Source organism: Chryseobacterium geocarposphaerae, assembly GCF_002797535.1.
Classification (GTDB): Bacteria; Bacteroidota; Bacteroidia; order Flavobacteriales; family Weeksellaceae; genus Chryseobacterium; species Chryseobacterium geocarposphaerae.
This window is the reverse complement of record NZ_PGFD01000002.1, coordinates 261,305-277,617: the sequence shown is the minus strand read 5'-3', so window position 1 is coordinate 277,617 and position 16,313 is coordinate 261,305. Positions and strand designations below refer to the sequence as shown.

At 33.3% G+C, this 16,313-nt stretch carries 16 protein-coding genes; all 16 read right to left on the bottom strand.

Translation table 11 applies throughout. From position 1 onward, the window contains the following. Positions 1-127: 127 nt before the first annotated feature. The 16 genes from CLV73_RS12840 to CLV73_RS12765 all read right to left on the bottom strand — a co-directional run bounded on the left by CLV73_RS12840 (position 128) and on the right by CLV73_RS12765 (position 16,312). Positions 128-832 carry a methyltransferase domain-containing protein gene (locus tag CLV73_RS12840; RefSeq protein WP_100377283.1) on the bottom strand — a complete coding sequence of 235 codons (705 nt, stop codon included), beginning with the start codon at positions 830-832 and terminating at the stop codon, positions 128-130. 5 nt (positions 833-837) lie between these two features. Then, positions 838-1,779, bottom strand: a complete 942-nt coding sequence (locus tag CLV73_RS12835) for a glycosyltransferase family 2 protein (protein ID WP_100377282.1) — start codon at positions 1,777-1,779, stop codon at positions 838-840. Between the two features lie 31 nt (positions 1,780-1,810). Then, a complete protein-coding gene (locus CLV73_RS12830; protein WP_100377281.1) occupies positions 1,811-2,761 on the bottom strand; it encodes a glycosyltransferase family 2 protein in 951 nt (316 codons plus the stop codon). 1 nt (position 2,762) lies between these two features. Further along, a complete protein-coding gene (gene asnB / locus CLV73_RS12825) occupies positions 2,763-4,559 on the bottom strand; it encodes an asparagine synthase (glutamine-hydrolyzing) (protein WP_100377280.1) in 1,797 nt (598 codons plus the stop codon). Between the two features lie 102 nt (positions 4,560-4,661). Next, the gene (locus CLV73_RS12820; RefSeq protein ID WP_100377279.1) at positions 4,662-5,582 is read right to left on the bottom strand and encodes a glycosyltransferase family 2 protein; all 921 of its coding nucleotides are present in this window, start codon (positions 5,580-5,582) and stop codon (positions 4,662-4,664) included. Beyond that, the gene (locus tag CLV73_RS12815; protein WP_100377278.1) at positions 5,583-6,251 is read right to left on the bottom strand and encodes an NAD-dependent epimerase/dehydratase family protein; all 669 of its coding nucleotides are present in this window, start codon (positions 6,249-6,251) and stop codon (positions 5,583-5,585) included. Next, a complete protein-coding gene (locus CLV73_RS12810) occupies positions 6,248-7,111 on the bottom strand; it encodes a glycosyltransferase (RefSeq protein ID WP_100377277.1) in 864 nt (287 codons plus the stop codon). Before CLV73_RS12810 ends, CLV73_RS12815 begins: the two co-directional genes overlap by 4 nt. A gap of 4 nt (positions 7,112-7,115) precedes the next feature. Beyond that, positions 7,116-8,300, bottom strand: coding sequence for a glycosyltransferase family 4 protein (locus CLV73_RS12805; protein ID WP_100377276.1), 1,185 nt, complete (start codon positions 8,298-8,300; stop codon positions 7,116-7,118). A gap of 12 nt (positions 8,301-8,312) precedes the next feature. Further along, positions 8,313-9,137, bottom strand: a complete 825-nt coding sequence (locus CLV73_RS12800) for a glycosyltransferase family 2 protein (RefSeq protein WP_100377275.1) — start codon at positions 9,135-9,137, stop codon at positions 8,313-8,315. Continuing rightward, positions 9,130-10,032 (bottom strand): glycosyltransferase family 2 protein, encoded by a 903-nt coding sequence (locus CLV73_RS12795; protein ID WP_157798793.1) that lies wholly within the window; start codon positions 10,030-10,032, stop codon positions 9,130-9,132. Before CLV73_RS12795 ends, CLV73_RS12800 begins: the two co-directional genes overlap by 8 nt. A 19-nt stretch (positions 10,033-10,051) precedes the next feature. Continuing rightward, positions 10,052-10,834, bottom strand: a complete 783-nt coding sequence (locus CLV73_RS12790) for a class I SAM-dependent methyltransferase (RefSeq protein ID WP_100377273.1) — start codon at positions 10,832-10,834, stop codon at positions 10,052-10,054. Then, the gene (locus CLV73_RS12785; RefSeq protein WP_100377272.1) at positions 10,821-12,062 is read right to left on the bottom strand and encodes an ABC transporter ATP-binding protein; all 1,242 of its coding nucleotides are present in this window, start codon (positions 12,060-12,062) and stop codon (positions 10,821-10,823) included. Before CLV73_RS12785 ends, CLV73_RS12790 begins: the two co-directional genes overlap by 14 nt. Positions 12,063-12,104: 42 nt before the next feature. Then, positions 12,105-12,953, bottom strand: coding sequence for an ABC transporter permease (locus tag CLV73_RS12780; protein ID WP_100377271.1), 849 nt, complete (start codon positions 12,951-12,953; stop codon positions 12,105-12,107). Between the two features lie 134 nt (positions 12,954-13,087). Then, entirely contained in the window at positions 13,088-13,951 is an 864-nt protein-coding gene (rfbA, locus tag CLV73_RS12775) for a glucose-1-phosphate thymidylyltransferase RfbA (RefSeq protein WP_100377270.1), read from the bottom strand. A 22-nt stretch (positions 13,952-13,973) separates the two neighbouring features. Then, positions 13,974-15,053 carry a dTDP-glucose 4,6-dehydratase gene (rfbB, locus tag CLV73_RS12770; protein ID WP_100377269.1) on the bottom strand — a complete coding sequence of 360 codons (1,080 nt, stop codon included), beginning with the start codon at positions 15,051-15,053 and terminating at the stop codon, positions 13,974-13,976. Next, positions 15,050-16,312 (bottom strand): hypothetical protein, encoded by a 1,263-nt coding sequence (locus tag CLV73_RS12765; RefSeq protein ID WP_100377268.1) that lies wholly within the window; start codon positions 16,310-16,312, stop codon positions 15,050-15,052. Before CLV73_RS12765 ends, rfbB begins: the two co-directional genes overlap by 4 nt. Between the last annotated feature and the right edge of the window lies 1 nt (position 16,313).

Genomic DNA, 16,313 nt, shown 5'->3' with positions numbered 1-16,313 from the left:
AAATTCAGTAAAGAAATGTTAAGATTATTCTTTTTAGCATAATTGATAAAAAAATTTTTGTCAAATTGCAAGAGCGGTGCTTTTTAATCCAAAATTTAAAGAATATTTATAAAAGTAAATACTGGGTTTAATCTTTATTGCTCAGAACAACCGTAAAACGGGTTTTAGGGATTGATAAATTCAGTAAAGAGATGTTAAGATTATTCTTTTTAGCATAATTGATAAAAAAATCTTTGTCAAATTGCAAGAGTGGTGCTTTATCCTTTTTCAGGTAATCGGAAAATAATGTTTTCAAAATAAAAGAAACATAACTGATGATAAAACCGTTTTTAAGAGCTCCCATAAATACATAGAAAGTGTCTTTTATAATACTGTTGTTTTTCGGAATTACATCACCAAATGTAGCATGGATCTTTCCCGAACTGAAGATCATGTCGAGGAAATTTTCTGCCGCTTTTTCATCGGAAAAATATTGCAGAACACTTAAGCATACTATTTTGTTCACTTTTTTTTCAGAAATAACATGTTGAATCGTTGAAAAATTATTGGAATCCTCTATAAGATAAAAGCTGAAGTTGGGATATGAATTAAACTTTTCTTTAGAAAACCGGATATAGTTTTTCGAAATGTCTACTCCTGCAAAGTTGTTCTTATAAGAAGTACATTTTTCTAAAAAATAACCGGGACCGCATCCGTAATCCAGCAGAACATCATTTTGCTCAAGAGGGAAAATCCTGATATAGTTTTTTTGAAAATAAGCAGTAGTATGCTGCATAATATTGTCAAAGCCGTCTTGTTTTTTGTTCCAGAATTCTGCCCAGTTATTTTCCATATATTTTAAAATAAATTATTTCTAAAATTAATATTATAAAGACCTGATCTGATGCTTTTGTAGTCGGTAATTAGATATTTTAAGATCATTCCCCATTTTTTTCCGACAGAAGAATTGGCTATTTCCCAACTTCTATGCGTTCTTTTAATGTGTATTTTAATGTCTTTAGGAATTGCAGGCTCACTTTCTGCCCATTTATTGACTTCTTTCCAAAGCATGACCCTGGTTATCGAAGGCTTTTTTTTGTTGGAATCAACCTGTGTGATTCTGTTACTTTCATGCACACCTCTCATGGCAATAGCTTTATCCAAAATTCCGGGATGAAATCTAAGATAATAGGAGCTTCTTAATAAGAATTCTGTGTCTTGGTGTAGCCTTAGATGAGTTTTAAAAACAGGCTGTATTTTTTCAAGCAGCGGCTTTCTTCTAATGGTAAGACCGTCAATACTGAAAAGCCCAAAGCTTCCCTTCATATTAAGCAGTCCCGGAAATACATCTTCAGGATCATGTTTTTTATAAACCGTCGTTAAACGATCGCCAAAAAGCGGTTCATACTGCTCTTTTGCTTTTTCGGAATAATAATGTACTCCCAAAGCACCGTAAACCGCATCGACTTCCTGATTCTCAAACAGCTTTTTTTCAGCATCGAATCTATTGGGAAGATAATAATCATCTGCATCAAGAAAAGCAATAAAATCTCCTGTTGCTTTTTCAATACCCAGGTTTCTGCTTGCTCCCGCTCCGTGGTTTTCTTTGTCAGGATGCTGGAAGAGCTTTACTCTTTCATATTTGTTTTCCAGATTTCGGCAAACTTCAAGAGCGTTATCCGGAGATTTATCCTCAACAAGAATCACTTCAAAAACCTCATCAAACTGCAAAGCGGACTCTACAGCTTGTGTAACATAGTTTTCGGCATTATAAACAGGTATGATTACGGAGATTTTCATTTTATTCTATATCTGTAAATATATAGTTTATTTATATTTTGGGGGTCATTAAGGCATGAAAACGGTATCTTGTTTTTAATAATTCAGGATACTTCATACAATTGATAAAATAGGAAAAGTATTTATTAAAACGTTTTTTATTGGCAATTGTGAAGCTGAGGTAATTTAAATGTATTCTTTTCGAATATTCAGGCTTAAGCTTTACAATAGTACTCCATTCATACAATGACTGTTGGAGAAGGAGATTGTTTTGATAAAACTTTTTCGAATAAGGTTTTATTTTGGTAATCCTGTTGTCGTCATGCACTCCCCGTATTGCTATGGCTTTATCAATAATTCCAGATTTTAAATGACATAAGTAAGCCAGCTTTATAATAAAATCCGAATCCTGATGTACACGAAGTTTTTCGTTGAACCTCAAATCATGTTTTTGAAGAGCTGATTTTATTATGGTTAATGTGTTCAAATGGAAAAATGTTCCGAAAGGTTTAGCTGTTAAACCTAAAAGCCCTTTAAAAACTTTTTCTCCTTCAGCATGATAATTAACGGTAGTAAGCGTTGTATTTTTAAATTTATCCTGAAATTCTTCCCTTCCTTTTTCACTTAAATATTCTACACCAATTGCGCCGAAAACTCCCTCAATATTGGAATCATTAAATAGGATTTTCTCAGCATCAAATCTATTGGGAAGATAGTAATCATCAGCATCCAAAAAGGAAATGAAGTCACTTTGGGCTTTTTGAAGGCCCAGATTTCTGGTGGCACCGGCTCCATGGTTTCCTTTGTCAGGATGTTGATACAGTTTTATACGGGAATCTTCGGTGATAAGTTTTTTGCAGATCGAAAGAGACTGATCTGTAGATGCATCTTCTATTAACAGGATTTCTCTTACTTCCTCGAACTGTAGGGCAGATTGTACAGATTTTTCTAAAAACTGTGCTGCATTGTAAACAGGAATAATGACTGATACGTTAAGCGCCATCTTATAAGAATTTAGAATGATGATTTGCCCATAAAGCCAATTGCAGTAGATTCCAGTGTTTTTGGCCTTTGTCCAGAAACTTTTGTGCCGCCTTAAAATCGATATAATCAAAAATCTTTTGATTTTTGTCTCTTAATAATTCATCAGAGAATTTGAGTAAGCTTTCTTCTTTAAACCAGTTTCCTATCCCAAGTCCAAAACCTTGTTTGTTTCTGTTTCTGATGGTTTCCGTCCAGTAAGATTCCATCGATTCTCTTAAAATGATTTTATCGTTCTCAGAATTTATTTTAAGCTGATCCGGAAGTTGAATACAGAATTCTGCAAAGTCAATGTCTAAAAACGGAGTTCTGACTTCCAAAGAATTGGCCATTGCCATACGGTCCGATTTTACCAGCATATTTCCCGGGACAAACTTTCCTAAATCGGTACGCATAATATCATTCAGGGAATTTTTATCCGCATCAAAACTGTAAGGCTGCTGATAATTTTGAGTAATTCCTAAAGAAGCTCTTTCGTTGCTATCAAAGAAATTCCTGACTTCATTCTGATGAAAATCCAAAATAGAATCGTATTGAATATTTTTTTGTGAAATGTAAGAGATTTGCCGGATGTTCTGATACAATTTTAAACCAAACTGAGCCAAAAGATTCTGATAGCTGAAATGTTTTTTCATTTCATATTCCACCCTATAAAAACTATAGCCACCAAACAATTCGTCACCTACATCTCCGGAAAGAACCACTTTCAGGTTTTTTCTTGCACTTTTACAGATCTCAAAATGCGGAACACAGGAACGGTCGGCGAAAGGTTCATCCAGAAAAGGAGCTATTTTCAGAATTCCTGAAACCAGATCTTCTTTCTTCTCGTGAACTTCAATATGCTGGGTATTATATTTTTCTGCAATTTCTTTTGCGTATTTAAGTTCACTGTCTTCATGATCATATCCGAAGCTGATGGTTGTTTGATGAGGTAAAAACTCATTTACCATGGCTACAACAGAAGAAGAATCAAGACCTCCGCTCAGAAAGCTTCCGACTTCAACATCAGCAATAAGCTGTTTTTCAATAGCGGATTTCAATAGGTAAGTAAATTCTTCTTTAGCTTCTGAAAGACTTAAAACACGGTCTTTTTTCGGAAGGCTATAGTATCTTGAAACGTTGATTTCTCCTTCTTTCCAAATTAACTGATGAGCAGGAGGAAGTGAAAATATATTGCTGTAAATACTTTGATACGTACTTACATAACCATATTGAAGATAGTGGGAGAGTGCTTCCTGATTGAGTTTAGGCTCTACAAGCCCACTTGCAAGAATGGCTTTGATTTCGGAGGCAAAAATAAATTCTCCATTTCTACCATGAGCATAATAAAATGGTTTTTCGCCAAATCGGTCTCGAGCACAGAAAAGTTGTTGCCTTTCATCGTCCCAAATAGAAAAAGCAAACATTCCGGGAAGGTCATGAATCAGATGCTCCTTTTTTCTTTGATACATGGCGAGAATCACTTCCGTATCGGAGCCCCCTTGGTAAGGATATTCACCATATTGTTTTTTGATGGACTGATAGCCGTAAATTTCACCATTTAAAACAATACATTCATTTTTTGAATTGGAAAACATTGGCTGTTTACCATTTTCTGAAAGGTCGATGATGGATAATCTTCGATGACCTAAAGCAATATTTTCAAAATATTCATGGTGGGCAGAATCCGGACCGCGATGCGCAATAGCATCCGTCATTTTCTGAATGGCTTCAGAGTAATTTTTTGCATTTTGGGTAACGATTCCAGCTATTCCACACATATTTTTATTTCTTCTTTAAACAAATTGTTTTCTCACACTAGAACAGATTGCGATTCTTTTATAGGTATAAATAAATCATTCTTTGGTTGCTGTATATCAAATTTAGGTATTTAGAAAAGTCAAACCAATTTGTTGTACCTGATTTCTAATTGCTGAGAGCTTTTTCTCTTCTTTTGAAACCTTCCGGTATTTTTCTAGTAATATTTTATATTCGGATGTATTCCCTGCTAAAAGGTTTTTGAGAATGCTTTTCCGCAAAGATTTTTTTTCAAAAGCGATAGCATTGGGAAGATTAGGATTGATCATTTTAGTTTCGATACTAAGATTCTCATATATTTTAGGATCTACTTTTTTTAGGTTCTGTTTTCCGTCATGAACGACTTTGCTGTCGGGGATAAGAAGAATTTTCTTTTGATGGAAATGAACTCTGTTTACATATTCTGTGTCTTCCCCATAATGGAAAAAGTAAGGATTGAATCCTCCCACTGTTTCAATTGTGCTTCTGGGAATAAGCCAATGGGCAGCATTCACGAAATTCATTTCGTAAAAGGGCTTTAACTTTTGAAAATACAGATCAGAAATTAATCGGTTTTTTTCAAAATTATGGGCAATATACTTATCTAAAAAAATATCGAGAAGTTGTTCGCTCCCATCCAGATGCATAGGACTTAAAATACCTATTTCTTTTTGATTGGGATGGGTTTCATAGGCTTTCAGTAATTTTTCAATGCTATCGGGATAAATCCAGGCGTCCTGATTCATCAGGTAGAAAAAATCCGCTCCGTTTTTATATGCCTTTTCTATTCCGATATTATTGGCCTTTCCAAATCCTAAATTTTTTTCGGATTGGATGAAATCTATCTCAGGAAAATGAGTCTGAATGAAATGTTGTGTCCCGTCTGTTGAGCCATTATCAATAACGATGCATGTAACAGGCGCAGAAGATGATTTAAGACTGCTAAAACATTTTTCTGCCCATTTCATGGCATTATAGGTGACGACTATGACGTATATCCTTGGCATTTAAATATATTTTTCTGCTAATTTTTTTAAATAGATGGAAGCATCTTTTTCTGTAAAAAAATCTTTTACATGATCCTCAAAATCAATTTTATAAAAATCACCATCTTCGATTTCTTTATAGGAAGCTTTTTGCTTGATTATATTTTCAATAGCCATTATAATTTCTTTTAAATCATAATGGTAAGGATACGAAAAATCAACAATTTTATTTTGAATACTATGATTGGATACTCTTATAAACTCCGAAATATCTTCGATGTCTACTAAAAGCCTTCTTGCTTTCGTGTGCAACACAAATTCTGAATTTTGAGCAATCTGATGTTTAAGATAATTGAATAATGTATTAGGGTTTCCTCCTGTTCCTACAATATTTCCAATCCTGAGAATACTGAATTGTTTTGAGTGATCTTGAATATACCCTTCAATTTTCTTCTTGTGTTGTACATATAAGCTGTCCGCTTTCGATCTGTCATTGATGCTTAATGTTGAAAAATAAATCAAAAGCATATCCGGAAACTGTTCAATGTTTTTTTTAAGAAGATTAAACTCCCTTTGAAACTCAATATCTTTTGTTTCCAGTGAGTTGGATACTCCTGAAGCAAAGAACAGAATGTTTTCCGAGTCTATATTTTTTAAAGATTTTGCAATAAGTCCGTTTCCTACAATCATTGTGTTTTTTTATTAATTTCAGATGAAAATCTAATATAATTAAAATATTTCTTTAAAATTAAAACCTTATCCTGAAATGTAAGGTGTTTAAAAGGAAAAAATTTCATAGTAAAAAAAATATTTTTTGAATTTACCGGGTAATAAATAAAGTATTGATAGAGAAAGGAAAGAAAAATATTTTTTTCTGTTTCGGAGTTTTTTTGATGAGGAAAATTACTGCCTATTTTTTCTTTAATTTTAATATTAGCATCCAGCCATTTTTTATCACGGTTGCCTTTTGAAAAGTGTTGGACAAGAATATCGTTTACGATATAATTTTGAAATGTTTTTGCGGTTCTTAAGCTGAAATCAAGATCATAGCCGTGAAATCCATTTATCTCTTCATTGAATTTAATTGTATTAAAGTTCTTTTTAGTAATCGCCATAAAAACTCCGTCAATAGTGTATACTTTTGTCATTTGTTGATGAACAGATTGTAAGTGTTCTATTATCGGATTTTTTTTATCACTTTGTAAGATATTTACAACATTATATTCTTTTGAAACTGTCCAACTGGAAGGAGCAACTGGAACATATGATGATCCCGCAACGCCAATAACGCCAACTTCTGGATTGTTTAAATGATGTATTAGCTTTTCTCCCCAATTTTCGGTATGAAAAACAATGTCTTCATGAATGAACAATAGAATTTCATATTTCGATTTCTCTGCTCCTAAATTATAGGCTTCTGTGATGCTCATTAAATTAGGATTCCAGACTTTAATGATTTCAAAATCCGGAATTCCGATAGTTTCGTGCACGCTTTTTGAAAACCTGCTGAAATCATTTTCCTGATATGACGAAACTATTATTGAAATCATAGATTTAAATCAATTGGTCAATTAAACTGAATATGCTCTCCTGAAGTTTTGTCTCCGAAAAATCATTTTGTAATCTTGTATTAATTTTATTGCCGTAAGCTTCTCTTAATTCTCTGGATTCCATTAAATCAACAATTTTGGAAGCCATTTCATCAAGATCAAGATAAGGGCAAAGGACTCCGTTATTGTTGGCTAAAAACTCTTCTGCACCACCACTTTTTTCAAATGCGACAATAGATTTTGCCAGCTTTGCAGCGGTAAGCATTACTAACGGAAAAGGATCTTCCCTGGAAAGTAAAATGAAAATATCAAAAATATTGATATAATCATTAGCGGTTTTATTATGATCTATATAGATAATTTTGTCAGATACACCCAATTTTTCGGCATCAAGTTTTGAACACTTTACAGGTCCGGTTTGAGATGAGCCTCCAAGGTTAATAAATTTGAAATCTTTATTTGTTTTTTCTGAGATCTTTTTTACGAGAAGAGGGACTAGTTCTGTACCTTTTCTGAGTTCCTGTGAACTTGCAATGCCCAGAACAACTTCATCTTTGGAAATCCCCAATTCCTGTTTTAGGATCTGTTCGCTTTTTTGTATCTGAATTTTTTCGTCAACAAATGAATGAATAACTTCAATTTTTTCAGAATCAGCACCATATTTCTGAACTAAATTTTCTTTTACAGAGCTGGATCCTGCGATTATTTTTGAAACCTTTGAAATATTTTTCTTTATAAACTCAACTGAATAAGCACTTTCTATACCAAAAGCCAACTCGTGAATTGCAACAATGGTGGGTATTTTTCTTTCATAAAAAGGAAGTGTCCAAATTAGTGTCTCAGCAGTATTGGCATATACTAAATTATAATTGTTTTGAAGAAGCCGTTTTGTTATTTCCCTGATTTGCTCTTCTTTTGTTTGAGGTTTCGGAAAAAAAGTGGACTGGAATTTTTTCAGGTTTCTCTTTACAAACGAAAAAGACTGGTTGTAATAGGATGCAACAATTATTTTATTATCTGAAATTTTGGCAAAATCTTCATAAAGCTGCCCGCTTCTGATGAGTAAAACGTCAATTTTGTAGTGTGCCCGTTCTTCTGTAAGTTTTTTCAGAATGCTTAACAGTAAAATGGGAGCACCCGATAAAGAAGCTTCATGAGAAATAACAAGGATTTTTTTTGAATGATTCACTTTATTTTTGATCTAGAATTTAAAAATACTTAAAATTTTATTGATGATTTGAACCCTTTTGCTGTTAAGATGCTTTTCAAGATATTCAATTCTACGGTTCAATCTTTTATTTTCCAGTGCAATTTTCTTATAGTTTTCCAGATTTTCAAAATAGAACTGCTTATGTTTTTCGAAAATATAAAATCTTAGTTTCAAATTATTTATATTCTGTACGGCTTCTGTATTTCTGGACTGTTTTTTTATTCTGTAAAAAAGCCCGGTATATTGGACTTTTCTAACATTCAGGGAGTCTCCTTTGAGCTGGGTTAATCCGATCCAGAATTCCCAATCTTCATAGCCTAAATGCATATTTTCATCATACCCACCAACTTTTTTCCAATCTTCTTTTTTATAAAAAGCGGTACAAAGTAATTGGTTTTCGAAAATCAAGGTGGTAGGGTTAAAATCTTCAAGATAGACTTCTCCAGACTTTTCTCCGAAAAACTCTGCATTACAATAGATAATATCAGGATTGGACTCAAATTCTTTTGAGGCTAATTCTAAAAGCAAGGGATTAATTTTATCATCACCATCTAGCGGAAGAATCCATTTTCCGTTAGCTTTTTCAATACCGGAATTTCTTGCAGATGAAACACCTCCGTTTTCTTTTTTTATATATATAAGCCTGGAATCTTTTTCAATCCATTTCTCAACAATTTTTTCCGTATTATCGGGAGAACCATCATCTACAATAATACATTCCCAATCCTGATAAGTCTGATTGAGTACAGATTGCAAGCATTCATCCAAATATTGCGCTTGATTGTAACATGGAACTATGATGGAAATTTCAGGCATGCTTTTTATAAATATAATACGCTTTTTTTAAAGCTTTTAAGAAGTTGATGATTTTGAAATGTTTAAGATAATAAAAAATTACAGGATAATAGAAGCGGTCACCTTTCTGATAACTTTGAGAGATGTATTGCTGAATGGTCTTATTGATGAAGTCAAATGAAAAGAAATTAGAATATTTAGTGATAATAATGGCTTTCATCTGATGCAATGCCTGGTCTTTTAGTCGATTATATTCGTTAGATCCGGAAATTGATTTTGTACTTATTCTTACTTGTACTTTTGCATTTTTTAGGTAAATAATATTACGATTGTTAGCAAAAGCCAAAATTGCAAAATCATCACTTCCCCATGCTAAAGGAATCTTCTCAAATTTATATTTTCTGTAAATGGTTGTTTTAAAAATGTTTTCAGAAAGACTGCTTTTTATTTCATCATGGTATTTCTTTAAAAAAAAATCCTGAGGCGCAATTTCCGTAAACGGATATTCGAAATCTTTAATAAGCTGATCATCTTCATCAATCCACTGGTGAGAAAATTTTACCACTGACGCTTTTTTTTCTTCAATTTGCGAAAGATTGTTGTAAAATTCTTCAACAAAGTTTTCAGCAATGATATCATCATCTCCCAAGATCTGAAACCATTCTTCTTGTATATTGTCTAAAATTCTTTCCCATTGCAATGCTAAGTTTTTCCCTCCAAGATTTTCTGTATAGTCAAAATAAAAATAAGATAAATCTGAAGCGTATTTTTCTATAATGGGTAAGGGATTATCAGGACTTGCATCGTTTCCTATATACAGTGTAAAATTTTTATTGCTTTGAGCGACTACAGATTTTATCGTGTCCTCAAAGAAATCAATTTTATAATATGGTATAACGATGGCGAGTTTATTCACAATATATTTTGAATATTTTTTATTGTTTTGGCTTTTTTTTGAGCACTAAAATCTGATATCCTTCTTTGCATTGGTTCATGTTGTACTGGCCAGTAAATTTTTCAATACTTTTACCTTTAATGGTTTTTAAATTTTCTTTTGATATCCGATTTAAAATTCTGTTTTTTATGTTGTATTCTTTCCTTTTACTTTCTTCCTGAATTAGTACTTCCTGAATCATTATTTCTACAATATCAAATTTGTCTTTAAACAAATTTTGGAAATCATAGAAGTTCCACTCAATCATATGATAGGGGTTTTGGGGAGAAGTAGTCGTTGTTTTGGTAATTGGAGTTGAAATCAGTAGGGTTCCGTTATCAGATAAGTTACGGTATAAGTTTTCAATAAAACCTGAATAATCAGGAATATGCTCTATCGTTTCAAAGCTTACAATGATATCAAATAAATAGTCATGATTAAATGTTGTAGCATCAGCAACAAACCTTTTTAAGTTTTGACGGGCATATCTGTGGTTTCCATATCGTATAGCGTCCTCACTTAAATCAACCCCGATAACAGATTCCGCTCCCTTTTCTGCCATTAAAAATGTACCATATCCACAACCACAAGCTATATCCAAAACTTTTTTTTGGGAAGTATATTGCAGGGCATACAAATAACGGTTTAGATGTTCGTCTTCATACCTTTTAAGCATAAAGCCATATACCCATCTTTCAGCTTTGCCATAAACCAATAAGTCAGAAAGGTTTCTGAGCTCGAAATTTGTACAAAATAATTCTTCTTCTAGATTATTTTCTTTCATTTGTCCAATTTTGATTCACTATAAAATATCCCTGAGAATAATCAGGCTTTTCTATAGTGTAATTATCTTTTACATTAACTTGTAAGCCTTTATCATAATAATCGAATACCTGAGAACGATCACCAATATAAATTTCGCAAGTATATTTTCCAGATTTTAAAGGGAAATTTTCAATTTCACAATAAATTATATTTTCGCCTGTTTCTAAATCGAAATTCTTCTGAAAGTGTGCAGAAAATGGAGTGAATAAACGGTTGCCTAAATCATCATTAAAACCAATCCCAATGTTTATATTCTTTATATTTTTATGCGAATGAATGTGGAATTCTAAAATTCCATTTTGAGTAGTTTGTAAATTGCTTTCTCTGTCGTTTTTAGCATAGCTTTTAAAGTCCTTCAAATAAATTTCCTTATTTGAATTCGGAATTATTTCTTCACTTTCAGCATTGTGAGTATAAATGCTTATAACATCATTAATTTCTGCCGAATGCTTTAATAAACCCTTTTCTAAAAGAATACCTTTGTTGCATAATTTTTTTATTGCCAGCATATTATGACTTACAAATAAAATAGTTCTTCCTTCACCTTTACTTACGTCACCCATTTTCCCAAGACATTTTTTCTGAAATTCGGCATCACCAACCGCTAAAACTTCGTCTACAATAAGAATTTCAGATTCTAGATGGGCTGCAACAGCAAATGCTAAACGGACATACATTCCTGATGAATATCTTTTTACAGGAGTATCAATATATCTTTCTACTCCGGAAAAGTCTACAATTTCATCAAATTTTCTGGTAATTTCTTTGCGGGTCATTCCCAGGATCGCTCCGTTCAAAAAAACATTTTCACGGCCCGTCATTTCAGGGTGAAAGCCCGTTCCCACTTCTAAAAGAGACGCAATTCTTCCGTTGGTGTATATCTTTCCAGTAGTAGGTTTAGTTACTTTACTTAATAATTTTAGGAGGGTTGATTTCCCGGCGCCGTTTCTTCCGATAATTCCTACCGCATCTCCCTGTTCAATCTCGAAATTAATATCCCGTAAGGACCAAACATAATCTGAGCTGCCCTTTACAGATCTGTCATTGGTTTCGCCTATCTTTAGGTAAGGGTCTTCTTTACCCCTTATTGTATGCCAAAACCGGTTAAGGTCATGAGAGAGCGTCCCGGTTCCCACTTGGCCAAGACGATATTGCTTTGATATGTTTTCTGCTTTTAAAGCTAGCATTTATATTACTTCTATAGTGTTAAAAACTTCAAATTGTCTTCATTAAACAGTGTCCATAAATGTTTTTTCAACTTTATTAAAGATGACAAGACCTATCATAAAGATAACAAAAATTATAATGGTGCTGATTCCCAGCATTAACGGAGAGAAATCTCCAACCCCAATCCAAGAATATTTAAAACATTCGAAAATACCTGTAAGAGGATTATAATATGATATTTTTTTGAATATTCCTGTCAGTGATGAAGCTGGATAAATAACTGGGGTTGCATACATATACAGGCTTACACCAAATCCTAAAATCATATTCAGGTCTTTATATTTCGTGGTAAGAGATGAAAATATCATTCCTGTTCCTAAAGCAAATACAGCCATTAAAAAGATAAGGAAAGGAGTAATTAAAATCCACCACCAATGAGGATGTATTTCTCCCTTCGATAAATAATAACCCCATACAATTACGAATAAAAACATTTGGACTCCAAAACGCATCAAGTTTGAAATGACGATAGAAATAGGAGTAACGAGTCTCGGAAAATAAACTTTACCGAAAATTCCTGCATTTCCTGCAAAAGTGTAAGAAGTTCCTGTTAAAGCAGAGGAAAAATAATTCCAAAGAGTTACCCCTGCCAGATAGAATAAAAGAGGAGGGGAGCCATCTGTAGGAAGCTTTGCAATTCTTCCAAAGACAATTAAATAAACAATAGTGGTTAAAATAGGGTTAATAAAAAACCAGACAGGCCCTAAGATTGTTTGCTTGAAGCTTGAGACGAAATCTCTTTTCACAAACATATATACAAGATCCTTATATTTCCAGACTTCCTTTAATTTTAAGTCAAATAAAGAATGTTTATCTTCTATTGTTTCCGTCCACTTTTGTGGTTGATCCATCTGTGTGTTTTTTAATGATTCAATACTTTGTTACAATAAATAAAAAAGCAAGAACTAAGGTATTAATATTTGTTGGGATAACAAAAAAACTACCGATCTATAGCCGATAGTTTAACAATATTTTAAATTGTAAGTTACTTTTTTATTAAGTTTTTAAGATATTCTCCATATCCGCTTTTGCCATATTTAGTAGCGGTTTCAAGGAGTTTTTCATCATTGATGAATTTGTTTCTCCATGCAATTTCTTCAATACATCCGATCTTAAAGCCTTGTCTTTTCTCAATAACGCTTACAAATTCTGAAGCATCATGAAGTGAGTCAAAAGTTCCTGTATCCAGCCAAGCTGTTCCTCTGTCCAGAACTCCTACTTCAAGCTTTCCTTTTTGAAGATAAACATTGTTGATGTCTGTAATCTCCAGCTCTCCTCTTGCAGATGGTTTAATATTTTTTGCAATTTCAACTACGTCATTATCGTAAAAATATAATCCCGGAACTGCGTAATTGGATTTTGGCTGTAATGGTTTTTCTTCAATGGAAACTGCTTTAAAATCTTCATCAAATTCTACAACGCCATATCTTTCAGGATCCGAGACGTGGTAGGCGAAAACAACACCACCATCGGGATTCGTTTTATTTTTTAACAGAGTTCCCATTTCTGATCCGTAGAAAATATTATCACCCAGAACCAGTGCTGCAGGATCATTCCCAATGAATTGATCTCCTAAGATGAAGGCTTGAGCAAGACCATCAGGGCTGGGCTGAACCACATATTCTATATTGCACCCGATTTGTGAGCCATCTCCTAAAAGCTTGATAAATCCTGCCTGATCATGAGGCGTGGTGATGATCAAAATATCTTTAATTCCTGCCAGAAGCAATGTGGACAGCGGATAATAGATCATGGGTTTATCATAAACCGGCATCAGTTGCTTGCTTACGGCGATGGTAAGAGGATATAATCTCGTTCCTGAACCACCTGCTAAAATAATTCCTTTCATCTAATCTTTTTGTGATTTTGAATTAATTATATTGTTTTTCGTAATAGTTTTGATAATCTCCGCTCGTTACATTCTCCAGCCATTCCTGGTTTTCTAGGAACCAGTCGATCGTTTTTCCTAATCCTTCTTCGAAAGTTACAGACGGTTTCCAACCTAAATCTTTATTCAGTTTGGTAGCATCGATGGCATAGCGTTTATCATGTCCGGGTCTGTCTTTTACATAAGTAATTAACTTTTCAGAATAACCAACCGGTTTACCTAGTTTTTCATCCATCTGCTTAATGAGTTCTTTCACCAAGTCAATATTCTGCCATTCGTTGAATCCTCCGATATTGTAAGTTTCCCCGGTTTTAGCTTCATTAAAAATCTGATGGATTGCTTTGGCGTGATCGATGACAAATAACCAGTCTCTTGTATATTTTCCGTCTCCGTATATTGGAAGCGGCTTTTCATTAATAATATTTGAAATACAGAGAGGAATTAATTTTTCAGGGAAATGATTTGGTCCGTAATTATTGGAACAGTTGGAAACGATAAACGGCATTCCATATGTGTTTCCATAGGCTCTTACCAAATGATCTGAAGCAGCCTTGGATGCAGAATAAGGAGATTGTGGATCGTAAGGTGTAGTTTCTAAGAAAAACCCTGTTTCTCCTAAACTTCCATATACTTCATCTGTTGAAACATGATAAAAAAGGTTCGTTCTTTTTTCATCAGGAAATCTTCCGTGAGTGTGCTCGGGATTCAATGTCCAGAATTCTTTACAAAGATTCAGCAGATTTGCTGTTCCGTTTACATTGGTATTAATAAATGCCATTGGATCTGTGATGCTTCTGTCTACATGGCTTTCGGCAGCTAAATGAACCACCGCATCAGGATTGTATTTTTCAAAGATCGCTCTTAATTCTTCTGGTTTTGTAATATCTGCTTTTTCGAAAACATAGTTGGGCTCGTTCTCAATATCTTTCAGATTTTCAAGGTTTCCCGCATAGGTAAGAGCATCAAGGTTAATAATCGTTGTCTCAGGATTATTCTTTACAAATTCTCTTACAACGTGAGAGCCAATGAATCCGGCTCCGCCGGTAATAATAATATTTTTCATTTTGATGTTTTCAAAAAGGAATTTACTGTCAAAGATATTAAAAGTATTACCAAAATAAGAAAAGGGCAATACCAAATAAAAAAATCTATATGTTTATGAATATGTGCATGCTGTTGAAATAAAATAAACCAACTGAAAGGTGCTAAAATAGAAAACCATGTCGTAAAAACCAGTTTTCTGTCAATTCTTTTCAGGGATAAATAAACTGAACATATAATTCCTGTCAATAGAATCACAGCAAAAGGTATTTTTATAAGTGTAAAATCTTCGTTAACGAAAGAGTTGCCTAAATAGCGCGTAATAATATCTAAGTGAAATTTCTTTAGCAAAATTAAATGATGCTGGTTGGGTTCGTAAAAATATTCACTGCTAGATCTCCTGGTAAAAGCATTTTTAAGATGATAAATTCCGTCTTGAACACTTCCGGTAAGAAGATAAAACTGGTAGAGTAAAAAGCTGATGTTAAGCAGTAATGGAATCGTTAAAATGATAAAATGTCTCCAAATGAAATTCCAGTAAAATGAAATTTTGTTTTCAAAATGGTAATAAATATATGGGATTGAAGAGTTGATCAAAAAAACGGTAATGAATTCGAATCCGGTAAACCAAAATTTTAAAAAGAAAAGGAATGAAAGAGAGAAAATATATTTTTTAAAGCTCGGATTTTTATTCTTTTCGAAAAACAGTAAGCTATATACAAAAGGAAGAAAATATACCCAGTTGCACCACCAGCTGCTTTTTCCATATAAAAACAGCCAGTAATTAGGCAAAAGAAGTAAAAATGTAATAACTGAGACTCTAAAATTAAATTTTTGACTGATCCAATAAAGAAATAGAGTGAGTAAAATACTCAATGAAAGAGAATTAAATATTCTGAAAAGATCAAGATTTAAAGCATTATCAAGTCCGAAAGCTCTATCAAATAAGCTGTACAGAATTGCCTGGCCTCCAATTTGTGTTTTATACGGATCATAAGCCGTTTTCTCAGGAATTTCGTTTCTGATATACTTTTCATAAACCTGTTTTCCAACGACTGATCTTCCGTTTCCGCTGCCTTTGAAATAATAGGTTCCGGTAAATCCTCCATCATCCATGATCTTTCCGTGTTCGGAATTCATGATTTTTCCAATCACAAGAGTCTCTGATTCTTCAAGTTTACTATACTCAAATTTTTCTTCAGGAATCAGGTGAAATGTATTGAACTGAGTGTTCAAAAAGAAAAGCATTGTGAAAAATGAAAACCAGAACGCCTTTTTCATG